Here is a 22,325-nt window from a genome sequence, read left to right on the forward strand (position 1 = left end):
GTTTATGACGGGCGCTGATGCGATGGTGAAATGCCTGGAGCTCGAAAGAGTGGAATATGTCTTCGGCTATCCGGGAGTGGCGATCTGTCCCTTCTACGACAGTATCCTGAAGACGGGGATCCGGACGGTGCTGGTTCGAACGGAGCAGAGCGCGGCGCATGCGGCGAACGGCTATGCCAGAATCAGCGGGAGGGCCGGGGTCGCGGCGGTGACGAGCGGTCCGGGCGCGACCAATGTCATAACGGGGATCGCCACGGCATTTGCGGACAGCATCCCGATCGTTGTGATCACGGGACAGGTGGACAGCCAGCTCCTGGGCTCCGATGTCTTTCAGGAGGCCGACATCTCCGGGGCCTGCGAGTCCTTTGTGAAGTACAGCTATATCGTCCGGAATGCGGAGGAGATTCCGAGGATCATGAGGGAGGCCTTCTACCTCGCAAATTCCGGGCGGAAGGGGCCGGTCCTCATCGATGTCCCGGTCGATGTCCAGAAGGCGGAGCTAAAGAGCTTCTCCTATCCGAGAGAGCATAGGATGCGGACCTATCGCCCGACCGTCGAGGGAAACATGGTCCAGATCAAAAAGGTCTTCCATCGCCTGAGGGAGGCGAAGCGCCCGATCCTCTGTGTCGGCGGCGGGATCTTCCTCGCCGGGGCAGCTCAGAAGCTCCGGGCCTTTGCGAAGAAGCAGGGCTTGCCGGTAGTCTCCACGATGATGGGGATCGGCGCGATGGAGAGCTCGGATCCGCTCTATTTCGGCATGGTCGGGAACAACGGAAAAAGCTGCGGGAACCGCGCCATGAACGAGGCGGATATGATCATCATGGCAGGAGCCAGGGCGGCGGACCGCTCGATCAGCCAGCCGGGCCTCATCACGGAGAATAAAACCTTCGTCCACATCGACGTGGATCCCGCGGAGATCGGGAAAAATGCCGGGCCGGAGATCCCTCTCGTCGGGGATCTCTCCAGTGTCTTCGATAAATTCCTGGAGCAGGAGGGAGGGGAGGGCTATGGAGACTGGCTCAGCCTGCTCTCGGATTACCGGAGGGAGGAAGAGGAGAGGGAGGAGGAGCGCCTTCAGAAAAGGCTCCGCCTCTCCGATCTCCCCTCTCCGGAGCTTCTTCTCCGGGAGCTCTCTCTGAAAATGCAGGAGGACGGGATCTATATCGCAGATGTCGGGCAGAACCAGCTTTGGTCCTGCGGAAGCTATAGGATGAGAGGGGGGAGATTCCTGACCTCCGGCGGCATGGGGACGATGGGCTATTCCATCCCGGCCTCCATCGGCGCAAAGCTCGCAGCCCCGAAAAGACAGGTCGTCTCGGTGATCGGAGACGGGGGCTTTCAGATGTGCATGATGGAGCTTGCGACACTTCGGCAGTACGGCATCGCGGTGAAGATTTTGGTCTTGAAGAATCAGACACTCGGACTTGTGCGGCAGTACCAGCATTTCGTCCTGGGGGACCGCTATTCCATGACGGAGCTCGGATCGGATCCGGAGCTTTCGAAGCTCTCGGAGGCCTATCATCTCCGCTACCTTTCTATTCGAAAAAACGAAGAGATTTCCGAGAAGCTCTCGGACTTTCTCAGGGGAGAGGACTCCGCTCTCCTGGAATGTGTGATTGATCCGGATGAGGTGGCCCGATGAAAAGGATATATTCTGTACTGGTGGAGAACCGCGCCGGAGTGCTCTCCAGAGTCGCGGGGCTTTTCTGGAGACGCTGCTTTAACATTGATTCCCTCGCAGTCGGAGAGACGGAGGACCGCACGGTCTCCAATATGGTCATCGTCTCGAGCGGGGAGGAGCGGACGCTCGAGCAGATCGAGAAGCAGCTGAACAAAAAGATCGATATCATCAAGGTCCGGACCTTCTCGGAGAGCGAGGGGATCTGCCGGGAGCTTCTCCTGGTAAAGATCCGCTACAACCGGGAAAACCGGAAGGATATCATGGAAAACTGCGAGATCATGGGAGCCCGGATCGTGGATCTCGGGAAGCAGGCGATGACGATCCAGATCTGCGACACACCGGAGCGGATAGAGATGTTTCTCGACACCTTAAAGACCGTGAGCATCGTGGAGATCGCCCGCACCGGGACACTGGCCATGCTGAAGATCCGGGAGCAGCGCCGCTAAGGAGGATGCATCCGGCCTCCCTTACTCTGCTTCGGCTTTTATGGGGGTCTTGCTTTCTCGCGGAATAGCTGTCATAATGGAGAGCGTCTCAGCAATATTTTTAAAATAAAGGAGAACAAGATGAAGCAAGTATCGACAGAGAAGGCGCCGGCGGCGATCGGCCCCTATTCCCAGGGCTTTGTGAGCGGAAATCTGGTTTTTTGTTCCGGACAGATTCCGGTCGTCCCGGAGAGCGGGGAAGTGGCGGGCCCCGACATCGCTTCCCAAGCGGAGCAGAGCTGCAAGAATGTGAAGGCTGTCATCGAGGCCGCGGGCTCCGATATCGGAAAGGTTTTAAAGACCACCTGCTTCCTCGCGGACATGAACGACTTCGCCGTCTTCAACGGAGTCTATGAGAAGTACTTCAGCTCGAAGCCTGCCCGTTCCTGCGTGGCGGTAAAGGCCCTCCCGAAGGGAGTGCTCTGCGAGATCGAGGCCATTGCCGAGCTGTAGGCCCGATTTGGCAGGTATGAAAGGGATAAATGAAGTTTTATTCTTATGAGTACCTCACCGGCAGGATCGCTGTCACCAACCGGCTGCAACTTATCCTTGCGGCAGCGGCAGCGGTCCTTTTGGTGTTCGCTCTATTTAAATACTATCGGGAGAGACGGGATACAAAGTATCGGGAGCTCTCCCTCATTGCCCTCTTCGGCGTGCTCGCTCTGATCTGTGCAAGGATCAGCAGCGAGCAGAGCCACCATCTGATCGACGATCAATACTCCTCTGCGGCGCACGCTGTGGAGACGGTCGCGGAGGAGCTGAAGCTGGACAAGGCAAAAATCTATATCAACACCCGAGCGGCGAGAGACGGCGCTGTCGTGAAGGCCGGGGGCGATTTCTACCGCATTATCGCGGTGGACGACAGCTATCTTCTCGAGAAGATGGAAGTCATTGACCCGGAGATTCAGCTGGTGGATGCCGACTAGGATGAGGAAAGTATGCAGCTGTCTTATTTAAATGTCTCGATTAAACTCGCAATCGGTCTTCTCTCCCTCGTCATGGTGATCAATCTGACGGGAAAGGGAAACCTGGCCCCTTCTTCCGCCGTGGATCAGATACAGAACTTTGTCCTCGGAGGAATCATCGGAGGCATGATCTACAACGAATCGATCAGCATCCTGCAGTACATCACCATTCTGATGATCTGGTTCTGCCTGGTGCTTTCCCTCCGCTGGCTGAAGACGAATTTGCACTTTTTCAAAAAATATGTGGACGGGGAGCCGGTGACGATCATCCGGAGAGGAGAGATCGATGTCGAGGCCTGCCGGAAGGCGGGGCTCACGGCACACGACATCATGTTCAAGCTTCGGAACAACAATATCTTCAGCATACGGGAGGTGAAGCAGGCGGTGCTCGAACAAAACGGGCAGCTTCTCGTCGTGCAGTCCGGAGAGGAAAATCCGCGCTATCCGCTCATCACGGACGGGATGGTGCAGGAGAATACGCTGGAGGCGATCGGGAAAACGCAGGATTGGCTGGAAGAGCGTCTTAGGAAAATGGGCTTCGGGGAGATCTCGGATATATTCCTTGCGGAGTATGTGAGCGGTGAGATCCATGTCGTGAGCTATTGAGAGAGCTGTGAGCGCTTTAAAAGCCCGAATCAAAAGAGAAGTGACTTCCAAAGAGAGCTCGGGGAAGGCCGCCCGGGCGAAGCGGGGAATAAGAAAGAGGAAGCGGAGCGGCGCGGGGAGACGGCGCGGAGCTTTGGCGGGAAAGGAGGATCTGAGAGACGATGAAGTGTAAGAGCTGCGGAACGGAAATCCCGGAGAATACCAGATTCTGTCCTAACTGCGGGCTTCTCGTGAGCGCGCAGATTTCCTTTGAGGGGATCCGAAAGGCGCTGAAGCCGGTGGAGTACAGGATGCCGGAGAAAAGGAAGGGGGAGGATGCTCCCCCTGCTTTTGCTCCGGGCAAGGAAGAGGAAGAAAGGACCGTGTCCTCCGCCTCCGCGGAGGAGAGAGCCGAGGAGGATCAGAAATTCTCCGAGGAGATGGACCAGCTGCACTTTGACTTCTCACTGGACCGTTCCCGGCTTGGATCGGTCCGGGAGGGAGAAGAGAGAGAATGGGAGCCGCCGGAGCTCTTTACCCGCCTTTCGGAGGATGAGGAGCCGGAGGAGAGCACCTTCTCTTATGAAGAGCCCCGTGCGGAGGACTCCTTAGAAAGCGTGGAAAACACGCCGGATACGGCTTTTTCAAATGAGAGGAAGGCTTCCGAAGGATCAGGAGAGAACGCTTCGGATACGGATAGGTATGCGGCTTCCCCGGACAACGAGGGGGAGGCGCTTTCTTCCCGCGGAGAGACAGAACGAGAAGAAGCGGAAGCGGAAATGGAACAGGCAGAAGCGGAAGCGGAGCGGGAAAGGATCCGAAGAGCGGAGGCGGAGCGCTCCGAGGAGGAAGCGCGGCTTCAGAGGATGGAGGCAGAGAGAGAAAAGATCCGAAGAGCGGAAGCCGAGCGAAGGGCGGAGGAGGCGGAGAGACATCGCCTCGCAGAGGAAGCCAGGAGAGAAGAGGAGGAGAGAATCCGCCGCGCGGAGGCGGAGAGGAAGGCCTTAGAGGAAGAGAGAGCCAGGGCCTCCGAAAATGCGAAGACCGAGGAGCAGGAGAGGATCACCGCGGAGCTCAAGGCCTTTCTCGGGACGGAGGAAGAGTCCGATGCCGAGCCGGAGACGAAGAATTCCGAGGAGATCTCGGCCTCTTCCTCTGAAGAGAAAGAAGCGGAGAGAGAATCCTCCGCTTCCTTTGAGGCGGAGCCCCGGAGCCTGATGGAGACAGACTCCCATCCCTTAGCGGAGGAGACCTCCGCTTCCAGGGAGGAAGAGGAGCCGGATGGGAGAGAGAGCGGGGAGGAACAGAGTCCGGACGCCGAGATCCGCGAGAGCTCCTGGTGGGAGGAAGAGGAGAAGCGGGAAAATGGAAGCGCAGATACCTCCTCTTCTCTTCCCCCGCTTTCGGAGGAGGAGAAGGCCAGGATGGCCTCGGAGATGCTCGGAACGGGAAGGAAAAACGAGGACGCCCCGTCCCTTTCGGAGGAGAGAGAGGACCCGACTCCCAAAGAGCATTCTTCAAAGAGCGTGGAGAGGGATCCCTTCATTTGGGGGGAGAGCAGGGCAGATCGGAGCGAGAAGGAAAAGCGGAGCGAGAGAGGAAAGAAAAAGGAGAGAGAGAGAAGGAGCGGCGGAGGAAGGAAAGCCGGGAGCGGAAAGGAAGGAAAGAAGAAGGGCGGAGCCCTGAAGCTTTTCCTCCCGGCCGCTGCCACGGCAGCGGCGATCGCGGCCGCTCTATGGTATATGAACCTTCCCGCGGTGAAGCGCTCCGGAGAGCTCAATATGGGCCGGGAAGCGGTGAAGAAGCAGCATTACGAGCAGGCGATCCCGATCCTCGAAAAGCTTCTTTCCGAGAAAGAAGGGGGAAAGGAAGCCTACCTTCTTCTCGTGGATGCCTACGAGAAAGCGGGGAAGCACGAGGAAGCGGTAAAGACATTATCTGCCGCCGTCGAGAGCTTTCCGGAGGATTCGGAGTTGAAACAGCAGCTGGAGCTTCTGAATCCGAAGCTCTCCTTCAGTGTCGCGGGCGGAAGCTACCAGGATCCGCAGGAGATCAGGATTTCAGGCCCGGAGGGGGCGGAGATCCGCTATTCCTTAAGCGGCGGCGGTTTAGAGGAGGGAAAGGATGCGGTCTATGAGAATCCGATCCATCTGGATACGAACGGAAGCTATCATCTGAGTGCCTTCGCCAAGGCCTCGGACGGCGCAGAGGGGGAGAAGCTCAGCGCGGATTACGAGATCGCCCTGGACAGCGTGAAATATCATCTGAACGACTGGTCCGATACCGATGCGGGGAGGATCTTTCTCGATGAGAACGGGCGGAGAAGGACGGGCTGGTTCCAAAAGGACGGAAGCTGGTACTACTTCAATGCGGACGGCATATTGCAGACGGGTCTCCAGGAGATCGACGGGGATCAATATTTTCTGAAGGAGGACGGCGTCTGTCTCATCAGTGCCTGGCAGGAGATCGACGGAGAGCTCTATTATTTCGGGCCGGACGGACGGATGCAGAAGAATCAGTGGATCGACGGAAACTACTATGTGGGAGAGGACGGCAGGAGACAGAAAAACACGACGATCGACGGGAAGCATCTGAACGAGGAGGGGCAGGCCGCCTTCCACGCGGCGGAGGAGTACAAGGCACATCCGGACATGATCGTCGTCGCGCATTCCAAGCAGAGAGTGGACAAGGGGAATTATTATATCATCCCATCCACGGTCTACTATGAGAAGAAAAACGGCCGTCCGGTCGGAAAGCCCGCCTATCAGATCGATGTGAAGATTCTGAAGGAGGCCTATGTCCATTATCTGGATGAGGATTATATGACGATCATTGCGCAGGACTCCGTATCCTTCCTGCCGGAGCTCTATATGCAAAAGATCATCCAAAATGACAAGGGCTATATCAAGGATTACAGCTTTGTGCTGGGGGAGGACAAGGGCTGATGAGGGCAGAAGCTTTGAGACGCAGCCTCTCTCTGCCGGGCGTACTGCTCTTTCTCCTTTTCTCCCTCCTCTTCATCGGAGCACTCAGCCTCCTCCTCTACCGGATTATGTGGAGGAGGCTGCAGAGGATCATCGATGAAGCGAAGGAGCGCGAGGGAAAGTCACGGGAGAGCCCGAGGCCGGATCGGGCCGCCGGAAAATGCCGTGACCGTTCCGAGCTCTAATGGATGGATGCGGAGAGGGATTTCCAGCATAAAACGAAGGATTTTGAGTTTTGAGGGGGCAGATTTTACGGCTCCGAAGAAGGCGGAAGTGAAATGAGCTTTAATTGGAAGAATGACAGTCGGCGCATCTTTTTGGTGGTGCTCGCCGCTTTTGTGATGGCGATGAACATCAATACCTTTGTCACGGCAGGAGGGCTTTACCCGGGAGGCGTGAGCGGACTCACCATCCTGATTCAGCGTATCAGCCTGAACTACTTCCACGTGAAGCTTCCCTACTCCCTTGTGAACATCGCCCTGAATGCGGCTCCGGTCTATGTCGGCTTTCGCTTCGTCGGAAAGAAGTTCACCCTTTACTCCCTGGTCATGATCCTGTGCTGCAGCTTTTTCACGGACAGCCTGCCGGTGTATGAGATCACGCAGGATACGCTTCTCATCGCGATCTTCGGGGGAATCATAAACGGGCTCTCGATCAGCCTGAGCCTTTTTGCGGACGCCACCTCGGGGGGGACGGATTTCCTCGCGATCTACCTCTCGGATAAAAAGGGGATCGAGTCCTGGAATCTGGTGCTCGGCTTTAATGCGGTCATCCTGGGGATAGCGGGCTATTTCTTCGGCTGGGACAAGGCGCTCTACTCGATCATCTTCCAGTACGCCTCGACGCAGACTCTCTATGCGCTCTACCGGAATTATCAGAAGCAGACGCTTTTTATCGTGACGGATCACCCGCAGGAGATCGCAAAGGGCATCCACGAGGTCTGCAATCACGGCGCTTCGATCATGAAGGCGGAGGGCTCCTATGAGCATAAGGAGCACGGCATGGTGTATTCCGTCGTCTCCTCCACCGACGCGAAGAGGGTGAGGATGAAGATTAAGGAGATCGATCCGAAGGCCTTTGTGAATATGATACGGAGTAAGGAGATCTTCGGCCGCTTCGTCATGAAGCCGAGAGACTGAGCGCGGCGGGAAATGACGGAGGGACAGTGAAAAATGACGGGAGACAGCAGAAAATGACAGAGAAGCGGAAACATTACGAGGCGGTGCTCTTTGACCTTGACGGCACGCTGACCGATTCCGGCCCCGGAATCATGAAGTCGGTGCAGTACGCGCTCGACCACTTCGGGATCCGGGACGAGCCTGTCGAGAGACTTCGCCGCTTCGTGGGTCCCTCCCTCGTGGATTCCTTTATGGGCTTTTACGGGATGAGTCTCCTGGAGGCGGAGAAGGCGGTCTCCTATTATCGGGAGGTCTATCCGACAAAGGGAATCTTTGACGCCGAGCTCTATCCGGGGATGCGGGAGCTTCTTTCCTCCCTGAAGGAGGAGGGGAGAAAGCTTGTGCTTGTGACCTCGAAGCCGCTCGTCTTCGCGGAGCGGATCCTCGATCACTTTTCCCTCACCGGCTTTTTTGATGCTAAGACCGGGACGGAGCTGAGTGAGAAAAGCTCCCGGAAGGCGGGACTCATCGAGCGGGCGATCGAGCTTTGTTCTCTCAAAAGGGAGAGCGCGGTCATGGTGGGGGATACCCGCTTCGACATCGATGCGGCGCGGGAGACCGGCCTGGATTCGATCGGGGTCTGCTATGGATACGGGGGGAGAGAGGAGCTCATCCAGGCCGGGGCCACCTACCTCTCGGAGGATGTAGAAGGGCTCAGAAGACTGCTTCTGTCGTAAATGGCATCCGGCTTTCAAAGAGTATCGTTTGGGAGGGAGAGGAAAATGGATCATACGCAGCTGGAAGAGCTTCGGAAGCTCGCAGAGGACGCAATCCGCAGGGCGGCCGACATTGACGCCTTAAATCAGGTGAGAGTGAGCTTTCTCGGGAAGAAGGGGGAGATCACCAATCTCATGAAGGCACTCAGGGAGCTTCCGCCCGATCAGAAAAAGATCTTCGGGCAGAAGATCAATGAGGTGAGGGCGCTGATCGAGAGCGAGCTTCAGACGCAGCTTCCGATTCTCCACCGCCGCATGAGAGAGGCCAGGATCCAGTCGGAGACTCTCGACGTGACGCTCCCTGCGAAGAAGCGCCGCTTTGGCCATATGCACCCGAACACGAGGGCGCTGGAGGAGGTCGAGCGGATCTTTATCGGCATGGGATATGAGGTCGTGGAGGGACCGGAGATCGAGTATGATCTCTATAACTTCGAGAAGCTGAACATCCCAAAGGGGCATCCGGCGAGAGATGAGCAGGACACCTTCTATATCAATGAGAGCATCCTCCTCCGTACGCAGACCTCCTCGGTACAGGCGAGGGTCATGGAGAAGGGGAAGCTCCCGATCCGGATGATCTGTCCGGGAAGGGTTTTCCGATCCGACGAGGTGGATGCGACGCACTCCCCCTCCTTTCATCAGATCGAGGGCCTGGTGATCGACCGCCATGTGAGCTTCTCGGATCTCAAGGGCACGCTCGATACCTTCGCGAAGGAGCTCTTCGGTCCGGAGACCAGGACGAAGCTCCGCCCGCATCATTTCCCCTTCACAGAGCCCTCCGCCGAGGTCGATGTGAGCTGCTTTAAGTGCGGCGGAAAGGGTTGCCGCTTCTGTAAGGGAGAGGGCTGGATCGAGATTCTTGGATGCGGCATGGTGCATCCCCATGTGCTGGAGATGTGCGGCATCGATCCGGAAAAATACAGCGGCTTTGCCTTCGGCGTGGGCTTGGAGAGGATCGCGCTTTTAAAGTATGAGATCGATGATATGCGTCTTCTCTATGAGAATGACAGTCGGTTCCTGGAGCAGTTTTAGGAGAGGGGAGAGAAGATGAACAGCTCGATGAATTGGTTGAAGGAATACGTGCCGGAGCTGGACTGCACGCCGGAGGAATTCTCTGATGCGATGACCCTGTCCGGAACGAAGGTCGAGACCTGCAGGATATTGAATCGAAATCTGAGAAAGATCGTCACCGGGAAAATCCTCTCCATAGAACCGCACCCGGACGCGGACCGGCTTGTGATCTGTCAGCTTGACATCGGGACAGGGGATGCAGTGCAGATCGTGACCGGAGCCCATAATATGAAGCCCGGAGATATCGTCCCGGTCGTTCTGGACGGCGGGAAGGTCGCGGGGGGACATGAGGGAGGAGCTCTGCCGGAGGATGGGATCGAGATCCACGCGGGAAAGCTCCGCGGCGTGCCCTCCTATGGGATGATGTGCTCCATCGAGGAGCTCGGGGCAGACAGGGCCTTCTATCCGGAGGCCCCGGAATCCGGCATCTATATCTTTCCGGAAGGGACCCCTGTCGGAGAGGATGCGCCTTCTCTTCTCGGCTTAAACGATGCGCTCCACGAGTATGAAATCACCTCGAACCGGGTGGACTGCTACAGTGTGCTCGGCATCGCGCGGGAGGCGGCGGCGACCTTCCGAAAGCGCTTTTTTCCGCCGAAGGAGGATACTTCGGAGGGAAGCGGAGATGTGCATGAGCTTTTGAAGGTCAAGGTGGAGGATCCGGAGCTCTGCCCTCGCTATACCGCGCGCATAGTGAAAAATCTGCGCCTTGCGCCCTCTCCGAAATGGATGCAGCTTCGCCTTGCGTCCGCCGGGATCCGCCCGATCAACAATCTGGTGGACATCACAAATTATGTGATGCTCGAATACGGCCAGCCCATGCATGCCTATGACTATGACAAGATCCGCGGGCATGAAATTATCGTAAGGCGCGCGGAGGACGGGGAGAGTTTTCAGACCCTCGACCAAAAGGATAGGAGCCTGGACCATACGGTGCTCACGATCCGGGACAGAGACGGCGCGATCGGCATCGCGGGCATCATGGGGGGACAGAACTCAAAGATCGAGGACAGTGTAAAGACCATGGTGCTGGAGGCGGCCTGCTTCAACGGCGCAAACATCCGTCTCTCCGCGAGAAAGGTCGGAGAGAGGACGGACGCCTCCGCCTTCTTTGAGAAGGGACTCGATCCGAATCTCGCCTCTCAGGCGATGAACCGGGCCTGCGAGCTGGTGGAAAAGCTTGGCGCCGGAGAGCCGGTCGGAGGCATGATCGACATCTACGAAAGGAGGAGGGAGCCCTCCGTCGTGCATTGCACAGCATCCGAGATCAATGCCCTCCTGGGAACCTCTCTCTCTCCGGAGGAGATGAAGGCCATCCTGGAGAGGGAGGAGCTCTCGACAGAGCTCGAGGGGGAAAATCTCACCGTCACGGCCCCGACCTTCCGCCAGGATATCCACAGGATGTGCGATATCGCGGAGGAGGTCGCCCGCTTCTACGGCTATGCCTCGATCCCGATGAGCCTCCCCTCCGGAGCCGCGATCGGGGGACTTTCGACGGAGCTCTCGATCGACGAGAGATGCCGGCACAGCGCGGAGGCGCTCGGCTACTCCCAGGCTTATCTCTATTCCTTTGAGTCTCCAAAGGCCTGCGACAGACTTTTGCTTCCGGAGGATGCCCCGGAGCGGCAGCAGATCCGGATTCAAAACCCGCTGGGAGAGGATTTCTCCGTCCTAAGGACGAGCTCTGCGAACGGGATGCTGGGCTCTCTTTCCACGAATTTCAAGCGGAAGAACCGGGACATTCGCCTCTATGAGATGGCAAATGTCTATCTCCCGAAGTCCCTTCCGCTCACAGAGCTTCCGGACGAGCGCATGCAGCTTACGCTCGGCGCCTACGGCGACTGCGATTTCTTCTCCCTAAAGGGAGATCTCGAGCTCATCCTGAACCGCCTGGGCCTGAAAAAGCGCTTTCACTATGATGCCGCCTGTCCGCAGTCCTTTCTGCACCCCGGGAGGAGAGCAGATATCCTGTATGAGGGGAGGAGGCTCGGCTATCTCGGGGAGCTCCACCCCGAGGTGCTGGAAAATTATGGGATCGGAGAGAGAGCCTATCTCGCGGTCCTGGACATGAAGGAGGTCTATCCCTTCGTTCGGGACGAGATCCGCTATCTGCCCCTTGCGAAGTTCCCGTCGGTATCCCGGGACTTCTCCATGCTGGTCCCGCTCTCCGTTACGGCGGGGGAGATAGAGGACGTTTTGATACAGAGGTCCGGGAAGTTCCTGGAGGAGCTTAAGCTCTTTGATATCTATATCGGAGCGCAGGTTCTGTCGGGATATAAGTCCATGGCCTATACGCTCACACTCCGCGCAAAGGATCATACCCTCACGGAGGAGGAGATCAATGCGGTGGTGAGGAAGGTCCTGGACGGCCTTAATAGACTCGGAATCCGGCTTCGGGACTGAGCGATCCCTTCGGCCTGGCCGAAACCTCGGGCTATTTCTCTAAATTCATAGGGATTTTCATCGGGAGCCTTAAGGAAAGATTTCCTTTTGGCTCTCTTTTTTGTCTTTTCGGAGGGACAGATCTTCGGCTATAATGAAGAGGATAAGTTCTTTGTTTTTCCTTCCGCCCTTTCTGCCCGAAACAGCATGCCTTCGCTTTGGCGGCCTTATCTTCAGGCAGGAGCGGGGCAGGCGTCAGCATAAAGCGCGGCGCGGTCCTTCCATTATCCCATATCTCGCTGCCGGGAGCTCGGCGCCGGAGTATGGGAAGGAAGCCGCGAAAGAGGCGTGGGACTTGACGGGAGTCATGAGAGCGGCGGAAGCGAAGTGACGCATAGGACCGAATCCTCTTCTTTGATCTTTACGGATATTGCCGCCGGAGGAGGGAGAGGGAGGATGGATTCCGGGGAGGCTCACCTCTCCGGGGAATCGAGAGGAAAGTGGAATGATTGAAGCGATAGGGCTTAAAAAAAGCTTCGGCCCGGTCCCGGCGCTTTGTGAGATCAGCATGGAGATCCGGGAGGATCAGGTTTTTGGACTGATCGGAAGCAATGGGGCGGGAAAGAGCACGCTGCTTCGCCTGATTGCCGGTGTCCTGAGACCGGACAAGGGAGAGATCCGGGTGGACGGCGAGGCGGTTTATGACAGGCCGGCGATCAAGGAGAGGATCTTTTTCATCTCGGATGAGGGCTGGTTTTTCCGAAATGCGGTGCCGAGGGATGTCATCGGCTTTTACGCCGGGGTCTATCCGGGCTTTGAGAGAGAGAAGTGCCTCTCCCTCCTCTCCGATTTCGGTCTCGATCCAGATCGGAGAATCTCGAATTTTTCGAAGGGAATGAAGAAGCAGCTCTCCGTTCTGCTCGGCATCTCCTCCGGAACGAAATATCTCCTCTGTGATGAGACCTTCGACGGACTGGATCCTGTGATGAAGGAGGGAGTCAAGTCACTTTTCGCCCGGGAGATGAAGGAGCGCCCGCTGACACCGGTCATCGCAAGCCATAATCTCCGGGAGCTTCAGGATATTTGTCAGCACGTGGGGATTCTCCACCGGGGCGGAGTGCTCCTCTCAGAGGAGATGTCCGCCTTGAATCCCGAGATCCAGAGAGTGCAGCTGGTCCTTGAGGATGAGGAAGCGGCGAGAGAAAAGCTTTCCGAACTTCCGATCCTCCGCCAGAGCCGAAACGGGAGCGTGCTGATACTTGTCATCCGCGGGAAGAGGGAGGAAGTCGAGGAGAAGATCCGGGCGCTCTCCCCCCGCTTTTTCGAGCTGCTTCCTCTCGGACTGGAGGAGCTTTTTATCAGTGAAACGGAGGATGCAGGATATGAACTTAAGAAAATCCTTTCTGACGGAGCTTAAGCTGGAGCTCGGCGCGAGAGTTCCGCAGCTTGCGCTCTGTCTTCTTGCCTTTTCCCTCTACCATGTGCTCGCCCTCTTTCTCGCCCTGAATTCGGCCGGAGGGAGAGGCTTCACGGGGCTTGAGCAGACGGATCTGATCGCAGAGCGGCTTTTGTGGAGCAGCGTTTTCTTCGGCCTCCGGAGCCCCGCTGTCTTCCTGAGCGGATTTTTCGCGGTCTTTCTCAGTATGCAGGGCTTCTCCTATCTGAACAGCAGGAAGAAGCTGGATTTCTATGAGGCGCTCCCGATTTCCCGCCGGAGGAGATTCTTCGGGATTCTGCTCTCCGGACTTTTGATCTATCTCCTGAGCTATTTCGGAACAAAGCTGATCGGCTTTTTGATCGCGCTGGCCTTTCACGCTCTGAACCGGGCTGTCGTGATCGAGGCCCTGCAGCAGTCTATCCGGGAGCTCGTGCTCTTTCTGGCGCTCTCCGGGGTCGCTCTCCTCGCGAGGATGCTCTCCGGCAATACCTTGATCTCCGTCTTTCTCCTTTTCTTCTTCCTGGTCTATGAATTCTTTGTCCGGGCGCTGCAGCTCGGCTTCCGCTTTGCCTTCTACAGGACCATGGTGACAGAGGGATACCCCATCTGGCTTCAGACTCCGAGGAGCTCTCCCTTTTTCTACTACAGCAGTGCGGCGGCGGGATTTCCCTATCTGTCCTCCGAGACGGTTCCGGCGTCTGAGATGCTCCGCTTTCTTCAGAAGTCTTTGCTCCCGGATCTCTTCGGAGTCCTCCTCTTTCTCTTCTATTTGCTTTTATCCTATCTCGCCTATCGAAGGAGAAGGGCGGAGGACGCGGGAAAGGCACTGGTCTTCCCGCCGATTTACCTTCTTTTAAAGTTTCTCATCGCTGTGCCGCTCGCTCTCTCCGCGGGCGGGCTTGCCTATGCGATCCGGGGAGGAGGACTGGAGTTTCCGATGGAGCTCTTCATGCTCTTTCTGATCAGCCTTCTCTCCTGCTGCATCCTGGAAATCGTTTATCATCTTCGTTTCCGCTCGCTTTTTTCCAGGCCCTGGGATATTTTTCTCGTCTTCCTCCTCTCCGGACTCTGCTTCTTCTGGTATCGCTTTGACCTCGGGGGCTTCGACCGCTATGTTCCGAAAAAGGAGACGGTAGAGAGCGCCTCCCTCTATCTGAGCGACAATTTCGGGAGCAGGGTGGATGAGTACGGGGATACGGACTATGGAAACGACAGCTTTAAAAGGATGAAGCTAAGGGATATCGATGCCGTCCGGGAGCTAGCGCGGCAGGGACAGAAATATACGCGTTCTGTGGAAACGGACATCGACGACCGCTACTCCGCAGAGAGCGCGGTGGACTCCTATGATTTCATTGTCAATTATCAGCTCAAAAACGGGAGGACGGCGAGCCGGCGCTTCCGCCTTCCGGAAACGGTCGACCCGGAGCTGATAGATCGGGTCATCGGCTCCCCCGAATATAAGGAAGTTCTCTTTGATTTAAATTGCTATCCCTTCCGAAAGGGAAGGGGGGAAGGCACGGAGCTTTGCTATATAAGCCCCTCTGCCGCGAGATCTGTCCCGGTCAATGAGGAGGTTCTCCGGGAGTTCAAGGAGGTCTATCAAAAGGACCTTGCCCTCTATAACTACAGCTTTGCGCACAGTCATTTCCGCGTGGGCAGTGTTCAGATCAACGGCTCCCAGCGGATGGAGGACGCCTACGAGAGCTGGCTCTCCCATGGCTACACTACCGAGGGATCCTTTGAAAAATTCCAGAAGGTGCACGACTATATTTCAAACTATTCCGTGCAGTATCCGATCTATAGGGAATACACAAATACGATCGCCTTTTTAAAGGAAAAGGCAATCTGGTCGGAGATGATCCCGGAGGAAAGCAGGGTGGAAGGGATTGAGCTGAACTACAGGATAGTTTATCAAGATCAATACTTTCTGGAGAGAGTGCTGAAGCTCCTGGAAAAAGCGGTTCCGGAGGACAGCATAAGAGGAGATTTCCATACTGTGAATCAGCTGGATGATATGACCATCGGTCTGCGGCTTAAGGAATTGGAGAGCGATCCCGATCGCAGTTCCAGCGGCGGCAGCGCGCGATATCTCTTTTTAAAGGACCAGACTCCGGAGGAAATCCGGAATCTGGAGGAATGGATTCCCATGCCCTATGAGGAGGACGGGAAGGAATCGGAGACTCCCGCCTCTTAAGGGAAAGGGGAGCTCAGCTTTGAGCGCGGAAGCGAAGCTCCCCGTCCTCCCGCATCTCGTCGATGATCGCGAGACTGGTCACTCGATATCCCTTTTCCCGGAGCTCTTGGCCGCCGGACTGGAAGCCCTTTTCGATCGCGATTCCAATGCCGGCGACCTCGGCTCCCGCCTGAGAGCAGATATCGAGAAGTCCCCGCATCGCTTTTCCGACGGCGAGAAAATCATCGACCAAAAGCACTCGGTCTCCCCCGTGCAGAAACTTTTTTGAGAGAGTGACGGTATAGTCTTTCCCGTAGGTATAGGAGCTCACGGTGCTCATGTAGAGCTCCCCGTCCAGATTTTTGCTCTTCGCCTTCTTGGCGAAGAGCGCGGGGACATGGAACTGAAGGGCGGTGAGACAGGCAATCGCGATGCCGGAGGCCTCTATGGTGAGGATTTTCGTGATCCCATCATCCCGATAGCTCCTGTAAAATTCCTTTCCGATCTCCGACAGAAGCTCCACATCCAGCTGATGATTCAAAAAGCTGTCGACCTTCAGGATCTCACCCGGGCGCACCTGCCCGTCCCTTCGAATGCGTTCTTCCAGTAATTTCATACCCACGTCCCTTTCCTGAAATTTTATCCTGAAAAAAGATCTGACCGCAGAAAAAGATTCTGCCTATCTCCGCGGTTTTTCTTATGCTGTACATGATAACAAGGAATGAAGGGGCTGTCAAAACAGATTTTCGGGATTCCTTCTTCTCATCCGGGCCTTCCTGTAGTAAACTAATATTCGTCTCTAAAGCCGCCTGTTCTGCCGTCTGCTTCGGCTCTGTATCCGGCAGCGCATAAATGATTTTAAGGGATCAGAGCGCTGTATGCCGGGCGAGGGCGGCTTATGATTTGCCGGAGGCAGGAGAGGGGCGCAGAGCCTATATTTATTGCAGTCCCTTCCTGCGGGGCAGGAAGATTAGGAGTTTGAGTATGGAAATCCCCGAGCTTTTTGAAACGGTTCTCTCTGACTATGCAAAGAGAGAGGATGTGACGCCTGAGACGGCGCTTTCGAATCTGATGGATTTCATCCAGCTGAAGGATGAATCCTTTGCCAATGTCACGGTGGCGGTCGAGTCTCCGGCTCTCTATCTGAGCGATGAGGATGAGATAGCGGATGGTGAGCTGCTTCAGTATTATATGGATCTTTTCGGGGAGGACGGGCCCGGCGCGAGGGTGAACGGCTATTACCGGAGGGAGAAGGCGGACATTCTGATCCTGGAGATCGAATACGATGATCTCATGCCGCTTTGGGATATTCTCTCCCTCTTTCGGATTAAAATCCCCTCCATGGATCTGGACGAAGGGATCGATGAGGAGGGAAATGAGGTTCAGGTGCTCCGGCTCTCCTATCTCCGGGACAATTACGGGGGGATGATGGAGCTTTCGGACAGACTTTTCGATGAGCTGGATGATCCGAAGCGGGAGGAGGACGGATATGAAAAGGCCGGCTACTATGAGCCGGCCTATGAGGATCTGGAGGAGGACTGAGCCGAGGCGCAGAGCGCTTAACAGCGGATCAGCAGGCGGGGGAGTGTCTCTGCCGCCGTCTTGACTTTTTACTCCTTGTCTTTTCGGAAGCAGCGCCCGCCGCTTTTTCGTTCAGCTACTGTAAATCCTTTGTGCATCTTAAACTGCGAGAGCGTCCCGCCCCGGATGGGGAAGCAGGGGAAAGCATGTCCGCACTGCCCGATCCGCCTGTCCTCTCAGCTGCCGCAGCGTTACCTAAGGGGAGCTATGCGGAGGATCCGTGAAGGAGAGGGAGCTGCATGTTTTTTTCTTTCGAAAGCAGCTCCCGGACCGCGCTTCGGATCTCTGAAACCTGATAGAGAGAGCCGAAGCAAAGGAGCGTCGGCTCTTCTTCTTTTTCCTCCTCGAGGTGGGAGAGTGCGAGGGAGAGACCGGAGCGGATATCTTTTCCGATTTCCACGGGACCGTCGAAATATTTCCGGATCTCCGCGGCGAGCCTCTCCGCCGGAAGCGCTCTCTCATATTCTCCCTCCGGGATGACCGCCGTATAGCGGCGGGCGATGGGGGCGGTGAGGAGGAGCATCTCCCGGTAGTCCTTGTCCCGCATGACGCCCATCAGAAAATCGATCTTTCGCCCGGGGAGAAGGGAGCGGAGGCTTTCCGTCATAGCGGCCGCTCCGTCCGGATTGTGTGCTCCGTCCAAAAGGATGAGGGGGGATCGGGACAGAAGCTCAAAGCGGCCCGGCCAGCGGACCTTCGAGAGCCCGCTTCGGACAGCGTCCTCCGGGATCGCGACACCCTCCTCCTTCAGGATGTCGACGGCGTCCAGGACGGCGGAGGCATTTCGGAGCTGATAATCGCCGAGGAGGGAAAGCCTTAGCCCCGTTCTCCTTCGATAGGAAAAGCACTGGAAGGCCCCCTCCTCCGAGAGGCCGAGACTTTCTCTTTTGAGGAGAGAGGGATCTGTGAGCGTAAGCTCTGCGCCCTGCTCCTCCGCGATTTTCGAGATGAGGGATGTGACCTCCTCGCTCTGCCGAAGGAGGACCGCCCTTCCTCCTCTTTTCAGGATTCCGGCTTTTTCCCACGCGATTTCCGCGATGCTGTTTCCGAGGAGCTCTGTGTGATCCAGCCCGATGGAGAGGATCAGAGCGCAGAGGGGGGGCGGGATGACATTGGTCGCGTCATAGCGGCCGCCGAGCCCGACCTCCAGGACGACATAGTCGCAGGCCTCCTCATAGAAGTAGAGGAAGGCGAGGAGGGTGAGAAGCTCAAAGGCCCCCGCCTCCTCCCCGCTTTTTTTCAGTGCGGCGAGGAGCTTCTCCGAGAGCTCCGAAAGACGGGCATCGCTGATCTTTTCTCCATCTATGGACCAGCGCTCATTGACCGTCAGGAGGTGAGGGGAGATATAGAGGCCGCAGCGGTATCCGCTCTCTGTCAGGATGCTTTGCAGCATCGCGGCGCTGGAGCCCTTTCCGTTCGTCCCCGCGACATGCAGGGCTCTGAGCTTCTCCTCGGGATGCCCGAGCAGGGAGAGGATATGCCGCATTACCCGGAAATCGGGCCGCTTCGGGGCGTTCCGGTCTCCCTGCAAAAGCCCCGTGATTTCCTCCCAGTTCATGTTGTGAGCTGGCGCTTCAGGAAGTGGAGATGCTTCACCCCGCCAAGGCTCATGATGATGAAAAAGTGGAAGGGGACGAGTATCGCGACCTGCCAGATTCTGGTGAGAAGAACTCCCCGGTAGGGACTCCCGTAGAGGATAGAGATCCAGAGCGTATTCACGAAAAGAGTGATGAGGATCCGATTGATGAAGATTGCGGCGAGGGCGCGGAGAAGGAGAGGCCCCTTCTTGCAGTCATGCAAAAAGAAGCCGAGACTCGCGCCGCAGAGCGCACTGCTCAGCGTAAAGCCCGGGAAATAGGTTCCGCTTGGTTGCAGCATGAAGCCGAGGAGATCGGAAGCCGTCGCGAGAGCCACAGTGGGAAGCGTCCCGTAGAGGAGAGCACATACCGCGGAGGGAATGATGGCGAAGCCGATTCGGACATTCCATGCGTTAAAGGCGAAAAAGCGGCTCAGTATAATGTGAAGAGCCGTGAGTAGGGATAGAATAGTGAGCATCTGAATCGATTTTCGCCTGTCCTGAAACATAAAAAAACCTCCTTCACTTAAGTGGAAATCCCGCCGCAAAGAAGGCATCTGACATACAGAGACCAACGCAGCGGGATGCGGGATCCGAACCGCGCTGAGGCTCTCAGCTTCGTTCCTCGTCAACTCCCCGTTCGAGGACACTTACCGCTCGGATCTCTACTCTGCGTTTTACCAGTTCATAATAGCGCAGAAACAGGACTTTGTAAAGAGAATATCCAAAGGGAAATGCGGAGGGAGCTGGCGGGCATAATTTCGGAAACATGCCTTGCAATGCCGAAAAAAGCGCGCTATGCTTCTCGGAAGGAGAGAACGCGGGATGAAATATGTCAGGGAAATTCTTTGGATTATTGCCTTTACTCTTTTGGGAGAGGTATTGAACCGGCTTTTGAAGCTGCCGGTTCCCGCCGGGGTATACGGCCTTTTTTTGATGCTCCTCGCCCTTCTTTCCGGGATCATCCGCCTGGAGGACGTAGAGGGCGCGGGGAATTTTCTTTTGGATACGATGACGATCATGTTTTTGCCGGCGGCGGTGGGGATCATGACAGTTACGGAGCTTTTGCGTCCGGTGCTCCTTCCCTATCTCATCATCATCGTGCTATCCACAGTGCTTGTGATGTCAGTGACCGGCCTTATCGCGGAGAAAATCCTGCATTATACGGAGAATCGAAGGGACAGGCAGCTGGAGGATGCGGAGATCTCCCTTGATCCGAGCGAAACCTTCGGGATCGGCCGCCGCGCCCTGAGTCCGCACGGGGAGATGGACGGCGCGAACGGCTACCGGGATATCATCAGCCAAAAAAAGCAGAGGGCAGCGGAGAGCCCTATGGCAGAAAAAGCCGGGAAAAAAGAGGAGAAGGAGGAGGGGATGAGGGAAGAGAAGATGGAGGATGAGGAAGGGGCGAAGGAAGAGAAGATCGAGGAGGGGAGAGAATGAGAGAGGTCCTTTCGGGTTCGGAGCATTTCGGGCTGCTTCTGAGCATTTTTTTCTTTCTTGCGGCGGTACAGCTCAAGGCGCGCTTCCGTCTTTCCATTCTGAACCCTCTCCTGATTTCGACGATATGCATTATTCTCACGCTCCTCGCGCTCCATATCCCCTATGAGGAGTACAAGAAGAGCGCGGACCTTCTCTCTTATCTGCTCACTCCGGCGACGGTCTGTCTCGCGATTCCGATGTACCGGCAGCTCTCCCTCTTAAGGAGAAATATCGCTGCGATCATGATCAGCATCGTGTGCGGAAGCCTCTCCTCCGTGCTGAGCGTCCTCTTTCTCGGGAAGCTTTTTCGGCTTCCGGCGGAGCATATCCTCACTCTCATGCCGAAATCCATCACGACAGCGATCGGCATGGGAGTCTCGAAGGAGGCCGGGGGCTTCGTCACGCTCACGGTCGCGGCGATCATCCTGACCGGCATCCTGGGGAACATGCTCGCAGAGCAGGTCTTTCGGATCTTTTCCATAAGGCATCCCATCGCGAAGGGGCTGGCGCTCGGGACCTCCGCCCATGCTGTCGGCACCGCGAAGGCCCTGGAGCTCGGGGAGATCGAGGGCGCCATGAGCTCTCTGGCCATCGTCACGGCCGGAGTCACTACGGTGATTCTCGTCCCCCTGGTCACGGCGATTGCCTTCTGAGGGAAACGAAAACTTTTTATAAATTTGAAAGAAGATGCTTCCGATTTTTTGTGCTATGATTCAGGCAGCAAGGAGGACTTAAGTCAAGATGAAAAGAAAGAGAAAACTCTGGCTGCTTTCGCTTCTGATCGGAAGCTTGGCCCTGATTCCCGCGGGGGGCTGTGCCTACGCGGATGGTCTGGAGGCGGAGACCGGCCCCGGCATCGACCTTTGGCAAAAGCACAGGATGAATCTGCACGCGGCGGATGAGAATGACTTTTCCGATCTCTTTACCGGTGTGAAGAACGGGGAGGATGTGCCGCTTCCGCAGGGCTATACCTTCAGCGAGGTCGGAACCTACAGCTACGATGATCTCTCCGCGGATCTGAACAAGCTGAAGACAGATTATCCCGAGATGGCGCTCGACTCCCTCGGAAAGACCGCGGACGGCAGAGAGCTCTACCACGTCGTGGTGGGGAATCCGAACGCAAAGCACAAGATTTTGGTTCACGCCGGGATCCACGCGAGGGAATATATCGTCTCCCAGGTCGCCATGCGGGAGATCGGAAGTCTTCTGAAGATGCAGAGGGAGGACTCGAAATACGGGGGGAAGAGCATGAAGAGCATGCTCCAAAACTGTGCCGTTCATTTCGTCCCGATGGCGGATCCGGATGGAATCGCCATCGTCCAGGGCGGACTGGGCTGTATCGGCTCCGAGGCTCTGAGGACTTCGATCCAGCAGATGATGGAGAAGGATAAGGTGACGGACCGGGAGAAGTACTATAAGACCTGGAAGAGCAATGCCCGCGGCGTAAATCTCAATAAAAATTTCGATGCGAACTGGCAGGATACCAACGATCGGAAGGGCTATCCGTCCAAGGACGAGTACAAGGGAGAGGCTGCGGAATCCGAGATCGAGTCGAAGGCACTCGCGGATCTGACGAGGAAGGAGCACTTCGATCAGACGATCAGCTATCACACGCAGGGAAAGGTGATCTACTGGTACTTCGGAGAGGGAAGCTATGTGAAGTCCGCCCGCAGACTCGCGGAGGTCGTGAAGAGAAATTCCGACTATGCAGTCAGTGATTACTATGTGCCGAATGAGGCGGGAGGCTTCAAGGACTGGGCGGAGCAGAAGCTGAATATCCCCTCTGTCACGATAGAGTGCGGGATCGGAACCAGCCCGGTCCCGGAGGAACAGATCAAAGAGATCTGGGACGGACAGAAGGGCATCCTCCCCGACCTTTTATACAGCTACAGCTAGAAAAACGGATTCGCTGAGGCAGTGCTCCTGGCGCTTGCCGCTGTCTTTGGCTCTCACGGTTTGAACGCCCGTCCTTTGGCATTCAGCGGCTCAAAAGAAAGGATCGCTGTATAAGACGGACTGTTTCGGAAGCAG

21 protein-coding genes and 1 riboswitch are annotated in these 22,325 nt (G+C 56.5%); of the genes, 18 read left to right on the forward strand and 3 right to left on the reverse strand.

Features of this window, described 5'->3' with window-relative positions; translation table 11 throughout:
* The first annotated feature begins 4 nt into the window (after positions 1-4).
* The 14 genes from ilvB to GCWU000341_RS04400 all read left to right on the forward strand — a co-directional run bounded on the left by ilvB (position 5) and on the right by GCWU000341_RS04400 (position 15,676).
* Positions 5-1,642 carry a biosynthetic-type acetolactate synthase large subunit gene (ilvB, locus tag GCWU000341_RS04340; RefSeq protein WP_009214556.1) on the forward strand — a complete coding sequence of 546 codons (1,638 nt, stop codon included), beginning with the start codon at positions 5-7 and terminating at the stop codon, positions 1,640-1,642.
* Entirely contained in the window at positions 1,639-2,127 is a 489-nt protein-coding gene (gene ilvN / locus GCWU000341_RS04345; protein ID WP_009214557.1) for an acetolactate synthase small subunit, read from the forward strand. The genes ilvB and ilvN overlap by 4 nt, the downstream gene beginning before the upstream one ends.
* A 120-nt stretch (positions 2,128-2,247) precedes the next feature.
* Positions 2,248-2,619 (forward strand): RidA family protein, encoded by a 372-nt coding sequence (locus GCWU000341_RS04350; RefSeq protein WP_009214558.1) that lies wholly within the window; start codon positions 2,248-2,250, stop codon positions 2,617-2,619.
* A gap of 29 nt (positions 2,620-2,648) precedes the next feature.
* A complete protein-coding gene (locus GCWU000341_RS04355; protein ID WP_009214559.1) occupies positions 2,649-3,092 on the forward strand; it encodes a DUF3290 family protein in 444 nt (147 codons plus the stop codon).
* Between the two features lie 12 nt (positions 3,093-3,104).
* Complete coding sequence (locus GCWU000341_RS04360) at positions 3,105-3,737, forward strand: DUF421 domain-containing protein (RefSeq protein ID WP_009214560.1); 633 nt, start codon at positions 3,105-3,107, stop codon at positions 3,735-3,737.
* A gap of 161 nt (positions 3,738-3,898) precedes the next feature.
* Positions 3,899-6,661 carry a tetratricopeptide repeat protein gene (locus GCWU000341_RS12590; RefSeq protein ID WP_009214562.1) on the forward strand — a complete coding sequence of 921 codons (2,763 nt, stop codon included), beginning with the start codon at positions 3,899-3,901 and terminating at the stop codon, positions 6,659-6,661.
* Positions 6,661-6,885, forward strand: a complete 225-nt coding sequence (locus GCWU000341_RS04370; protein ID WP_009214563.1) for a hypothetical protein — start codon at positions 6,661-6,663, stop codon at positions 6,883-6,885. Before GCWU000341_RS12590 ends, GCWU000341_RS04370 begins: the two co-directional genes overlap by 1 nt.
* Before the next feature lie 93 nt (positions 6,886-6,978).
* Complete coding sequence (locus GCWU000341_RS04375) at positions 6,979-7,839, forward strand: YitT family protein (protein ID WP_009214564.1); 861 nt, start codon at positions 6,979-6,981, stop codon at positions 7,837-7,839.
* 53 nt (positions 7,840-7,892) lie between these two features.
* The gene (locus GCWU000341_RS04380; RefSeq protein WP_040653631.1) at positions 7,893-8,555 is read left to right on the forward strand and encodes an HAD hydrolase-like protein; all 663 of its coding nucleotides are present in this window, start codon (positions 7,893-7,895) and stop codon (positions 8,553-8,555) included.
* A gap of 45 nt (positions 8,556-8,600) precedes the next feature.
* Positions 8,601-9,623 (forward strand): phenylalanine--tRNA ligase subunit alpha, encoded by a 1,023-nt coding sequence (gene pheS, locus GCWU000341_RS04385; RefSeq protein WP_021772746.1) that lies wholly within the window; start codon positions 8,601-8,603, stop codon positions 9,621-9,623.
* 15 nt (positions 9,624-9,638) lie between these two features.
* Positions 9,639-12,065 carry a phenylalanine--tRNA ligase subunit beta gene (pheT, locus tag GCWU000341_RS04390; RefSeq protein ID WP_009214567.1) on the forward strand — a complete coding sequence of 809 codons (2,427 nt, stop codon included), beginning with the start codon at positions 9,639-9,641 and terminating at the stop codon, positions 12,063-12,065.
* Between the two features lie 327 nt (positions 12,066-12,392).
* On the forward strand, positions 12,393-12,557 hold the full coding sequence (locus GCWU000341_RS13450; protein WP_155812640.1) for a hypothetical protein: 165 nt from the start codon (positions 12,393-12,395) through the stop codon (positions 12,555-12,557).
* Entirely contained in the window at positions 12,550-13,461 is a 912-nt protein-coding gene (locus GCWU000341_RS04395) for an ABC transporter ATP-binding protein (protein ID WP_009214570.1), read from the forward strand. Before GCWU000341_RS13450 ends, GCWU000341_RS04395 begins: the two co-directional genes overlap by 8 nt.
* On the forward strand, positions 13,427-15,676 hold the full coding sequence (locus GCWU000341_RS04400) for a DUF6449 domain-containing protein (protein ID WP_040653429.1): 2,250 nt from the start codon (positions 13,427-13,429) through the stop codon (positions 15,674-15,676). The genes GCWU000341_RS04395 and GCWU000341_RS04400 overlap by 35 nt, the downstream gene beginning before the upstream one ends.
* Before the next feature lie 13 nt (positions 15,677-15,689).
* On the opposite strand, the gene GCWU000341_RS04405 is transcribed toward GCWU000341_RS04400, so the two are convergent.
* Positions 15,690-16,271 (reverse strand): xanthine phosphoribosyltransferase, encoded by a 582-nt coding sequence (locus GCWU000341_RS04405; protein ID WP_009214572.1) that lies wholly within the window; start codon positions 16,269-16,271, stop codon positions 15,690-15,692.
* Positions 16,272-16,639: 368 nt separating this feature from the next.
* On the opposite strand from GCWU000341_RS04405, the gene GCWU000341_RS04410 reads away from it, so the two are divergent.
* Entirely contained in the window at positions 16,640-17,197 is a 558-nt protein-coding gene (locus tag GCWU000341_RS04410; RefSeq protein WP_040653431.1) for a hypothetical protein, read from the forward strand.
* A gap of 244 nt (positions 17,198-17,441) precedes the next feature.
* Here GCWU000341_RS04410 and GCWU000341_RS04415 read toward each other — a convergent pair whose 3' ends face one another.
* Both GCWU000341_RS04415 and GCWU000341_RS04420 read right to left on the reverse strand, forming a co-directional pair.
* Positions 17,442-18,794 carry a bifunctional folylpolyglutamate synthase/dihydrofolate synthase gene (locus tag GCWU000341_RS04415; protein WP_009214575.1) on the reverse strand — a complete coding sequence of 451 codons (1,353 nt, stop codon included), beginning with the start codon at positions 18,792-18,794 and terminating at the stop codon, positions 17,442-17,444.
* Entirely contained in the window at positions 18,791-19,321 is a 531-nt protein-coding gene (locus GCWU000341_RS04420; protein WP_009214576.1) for a folate family ECF transporter S component, read from the reverse strand. The genes GCWU000341_RS04415 and GCWU000341_RS04420 overlap by 4 nt, the downstream gene beginning before the upstream one ends.
* Positions 19,322-19,387: 66 nt before the next feature.
* Positions 19,388-19,487, reverse strand: a riboswitch (THF riboswitch).
* Between the two features lie 150 nt (positions 19,488-19,637).
* Here GCWU000341_RS04420 and GCWU000341_RS14180 point away from each other — a divergent pair.
* From GCWU000341_RS14180 to GCWU000341_RS04435, 3 genes are all read left to right on the forward strand, one after another.
* Entirely contained in the window at positions 19,638-20,255 is a 618-nt protein-coding gene (locus GCWU000341_RS14180) for a CidA/LrgA family protein (RefSeq protein ID WP_081443167.1), read from the forward strand.
* Positions 20,252-20,947: an LrgB family protein gene (locus GCWU000341_RS04430; RefSeq protein ID WP_009214579.1), complete on the forward strand. Its 696-nt coding sequence runs from the start codon at positions 20,252-20,254 to the stop codon at positions 20,945-20,947. Before GCWU000341_RS14180 ends, GCWU000341_RS04430 begins: the two co-directional genes overlap by 4 nt.
* 88 nt (positions 20,948-21,035) lie before the next feature.
* Positions 21,036-22,190 carry a M14 family zinc carboxypeptidase gene (locus GCWU000341_RS04435; protein ID WP_009214580.1) on the forward strand — a complete coding sequence of 385 codons (1,155 nt, stop codon included), beginning with the start codon at positions 21,036-21,038 and terminating at the stop codon, positions 22,188-22,190.
* The last annotated feature ends 135 nt before the right edge of the window (positions 22,191-22,325 follow it).

Origin of the sequence: Oribacterium sp. oral taxon 078 str. F0262, assembly GCF_000160135.1 — a bacterium.
GTDB lineage: Bacteria > Bacillota > Clostridia > Lachnospirales > Lachnospiraceae > Oribacterium.

Excerpts from the sequence above, each read along its gene's own strand:
- ilvB (WP_009214556.1), top strand. The coding sequence starts at position 5 with ATGACGGGCGCTGATGCGATGGTGAAATGCCTGGAGCTCGAAAGAGTG.
- ilvN (WP_009214557.1), top strand. The coding sequence starts at position 1,639 with ATGAAAAGGATATATTCTGTACTGGTGGAGAACCGCGCCGGAGTGCTC.
- GCWU000341_RS04350 (WP_009214558.1), top strand. The coding sequence starts at position 2,248 with ATGAAGCAAGTATCGACAGAGAAGGCGCCGGCGGCGATCGGCCCCTAT.
- GCWU000341_RS04355 (WP_009214559.1), top strand. The coding sequence starts at position 2,649 with ATGAAGTTTTATTCTTATGAGTACCTCACCGGCAGGATCGCTGTCACC.
- GCWU000341_RS04360 (WP_009214560.1), top strand. The coding sequence starts at position 3,105 with ATGCAGCTGTCTTATTTAAATGTCTCGATTAAACTCGCAATCGGTCTT.
- GCWU000341_RS12590 (WP_009214562.1), top strand. The coding sequence starts at position 3,899 with ATGAAGTGTAAGAGCTGCGGAACGGAAATCCCGGAGAATACCAGATTC.
- GCWU000341_RS04370 (WP_009214563.1), top strand. The coding sequence starts at position 6,661 with ATGAGGGCAGAAGCTTTGAGACGCAGCCTCTCTCTGCCGGGCGTACTG.
- GCWU000341_RS04375 (WP_009214564.1), top strand. The coding sequence starts at position 6,979 with ATGAGCTTTAATTGGAAGAATGACAGTCGGCGCATCTTTTTGGTGGTG.
- GCWU000341_RS04380 (WP_040653631.1), top strand. The coding sequence starts at position 7,893 with ATGACAGAGAAGCGGAAACATTACGAGGCGGTGCTCTTTGACCTTGAC.
- pheS (WP_021772746.1), top strand. The coding sequence starts at position 8,601 with ATGGATCATACGCAGCTGGAAGAGCTTCGGAAGCTCGCAGAGGACGCA.
- pheT (WP_009214567.1), top strand. The coding sequence starts at position 9,639 with ATGAACAGCTCGATGAATTGGTTGAAGGAATACGTGCCGGAGCTGGAC.
- GCWU000341_RS04395 (WP_009214570.1), top strand. The coding sequence starts at position 12,550 with ATGATTGAAGCGATAGGGCTTAAAAAAAGCTTCGGCCCGGTCCCGGCG.
- GCWU000341_RS04400 (WP_040653429.1), top strand. The coding sequence starts at position 13,427 with ATGAACTTAAGAAAATCCTTTCTGACGGAGCTTAAGCTGGAGCTCGGC.
- GCWU000341_RS04405 (WP_009214572.1), bottom strand. The coding sequence starts at position 16,271 with ATGAAATTACTGGAAGAACGCATTCGAAGGGACGGGCAGGTGCGCCCG.
- GCWU000341_RS04410 (WP_040653431.1), top strand. The coding sequence starts at position 16,640 with ATGGAAATCCCCGAGCTTTTTGAAACGGTTCTCTCTGACTATGCAAAG.
- GCWU000341_RS04415 (WP_009214575.1), bottom strand. The coding sequence starts at position 18,794 with ATGAACTGGGAGGAAATCACGGGGCTTTTGCAGGGAGACCGGAACGCC.
- GCWU000341_RS04420 (WP_009214576.1), bottom strand. The coding sequence starts at position 19,321 with ATGTTTCAGGACAGGCGAAAATCGATTCAGATGCTCACTATTCTATCC.
- GCWU000341_RS14180 (WP_081443167.1), top strand. The coding sequence starts at position 19,638 with ATGAAATATGTCAGGGAAATTCTTTGGATTATTGCCTTTACTCTTTTG.
- GCWU000341_RS04430 (WP_009214579.1), top strand. The coding sequence starts at position 20,252 with ATGAGAGAGGTCCTTTCGGGTTCGGAGCATTTCGGGCTGCTTCTGAGC.
- GCWU000341_RS04435 (WP_009214580.1), top strand. The coding sequence starts at position 21,036 with ATGAAAAGAAAGAGAAAACTCTGGCTGCTTTCGCTTCTGATCGGAAGC.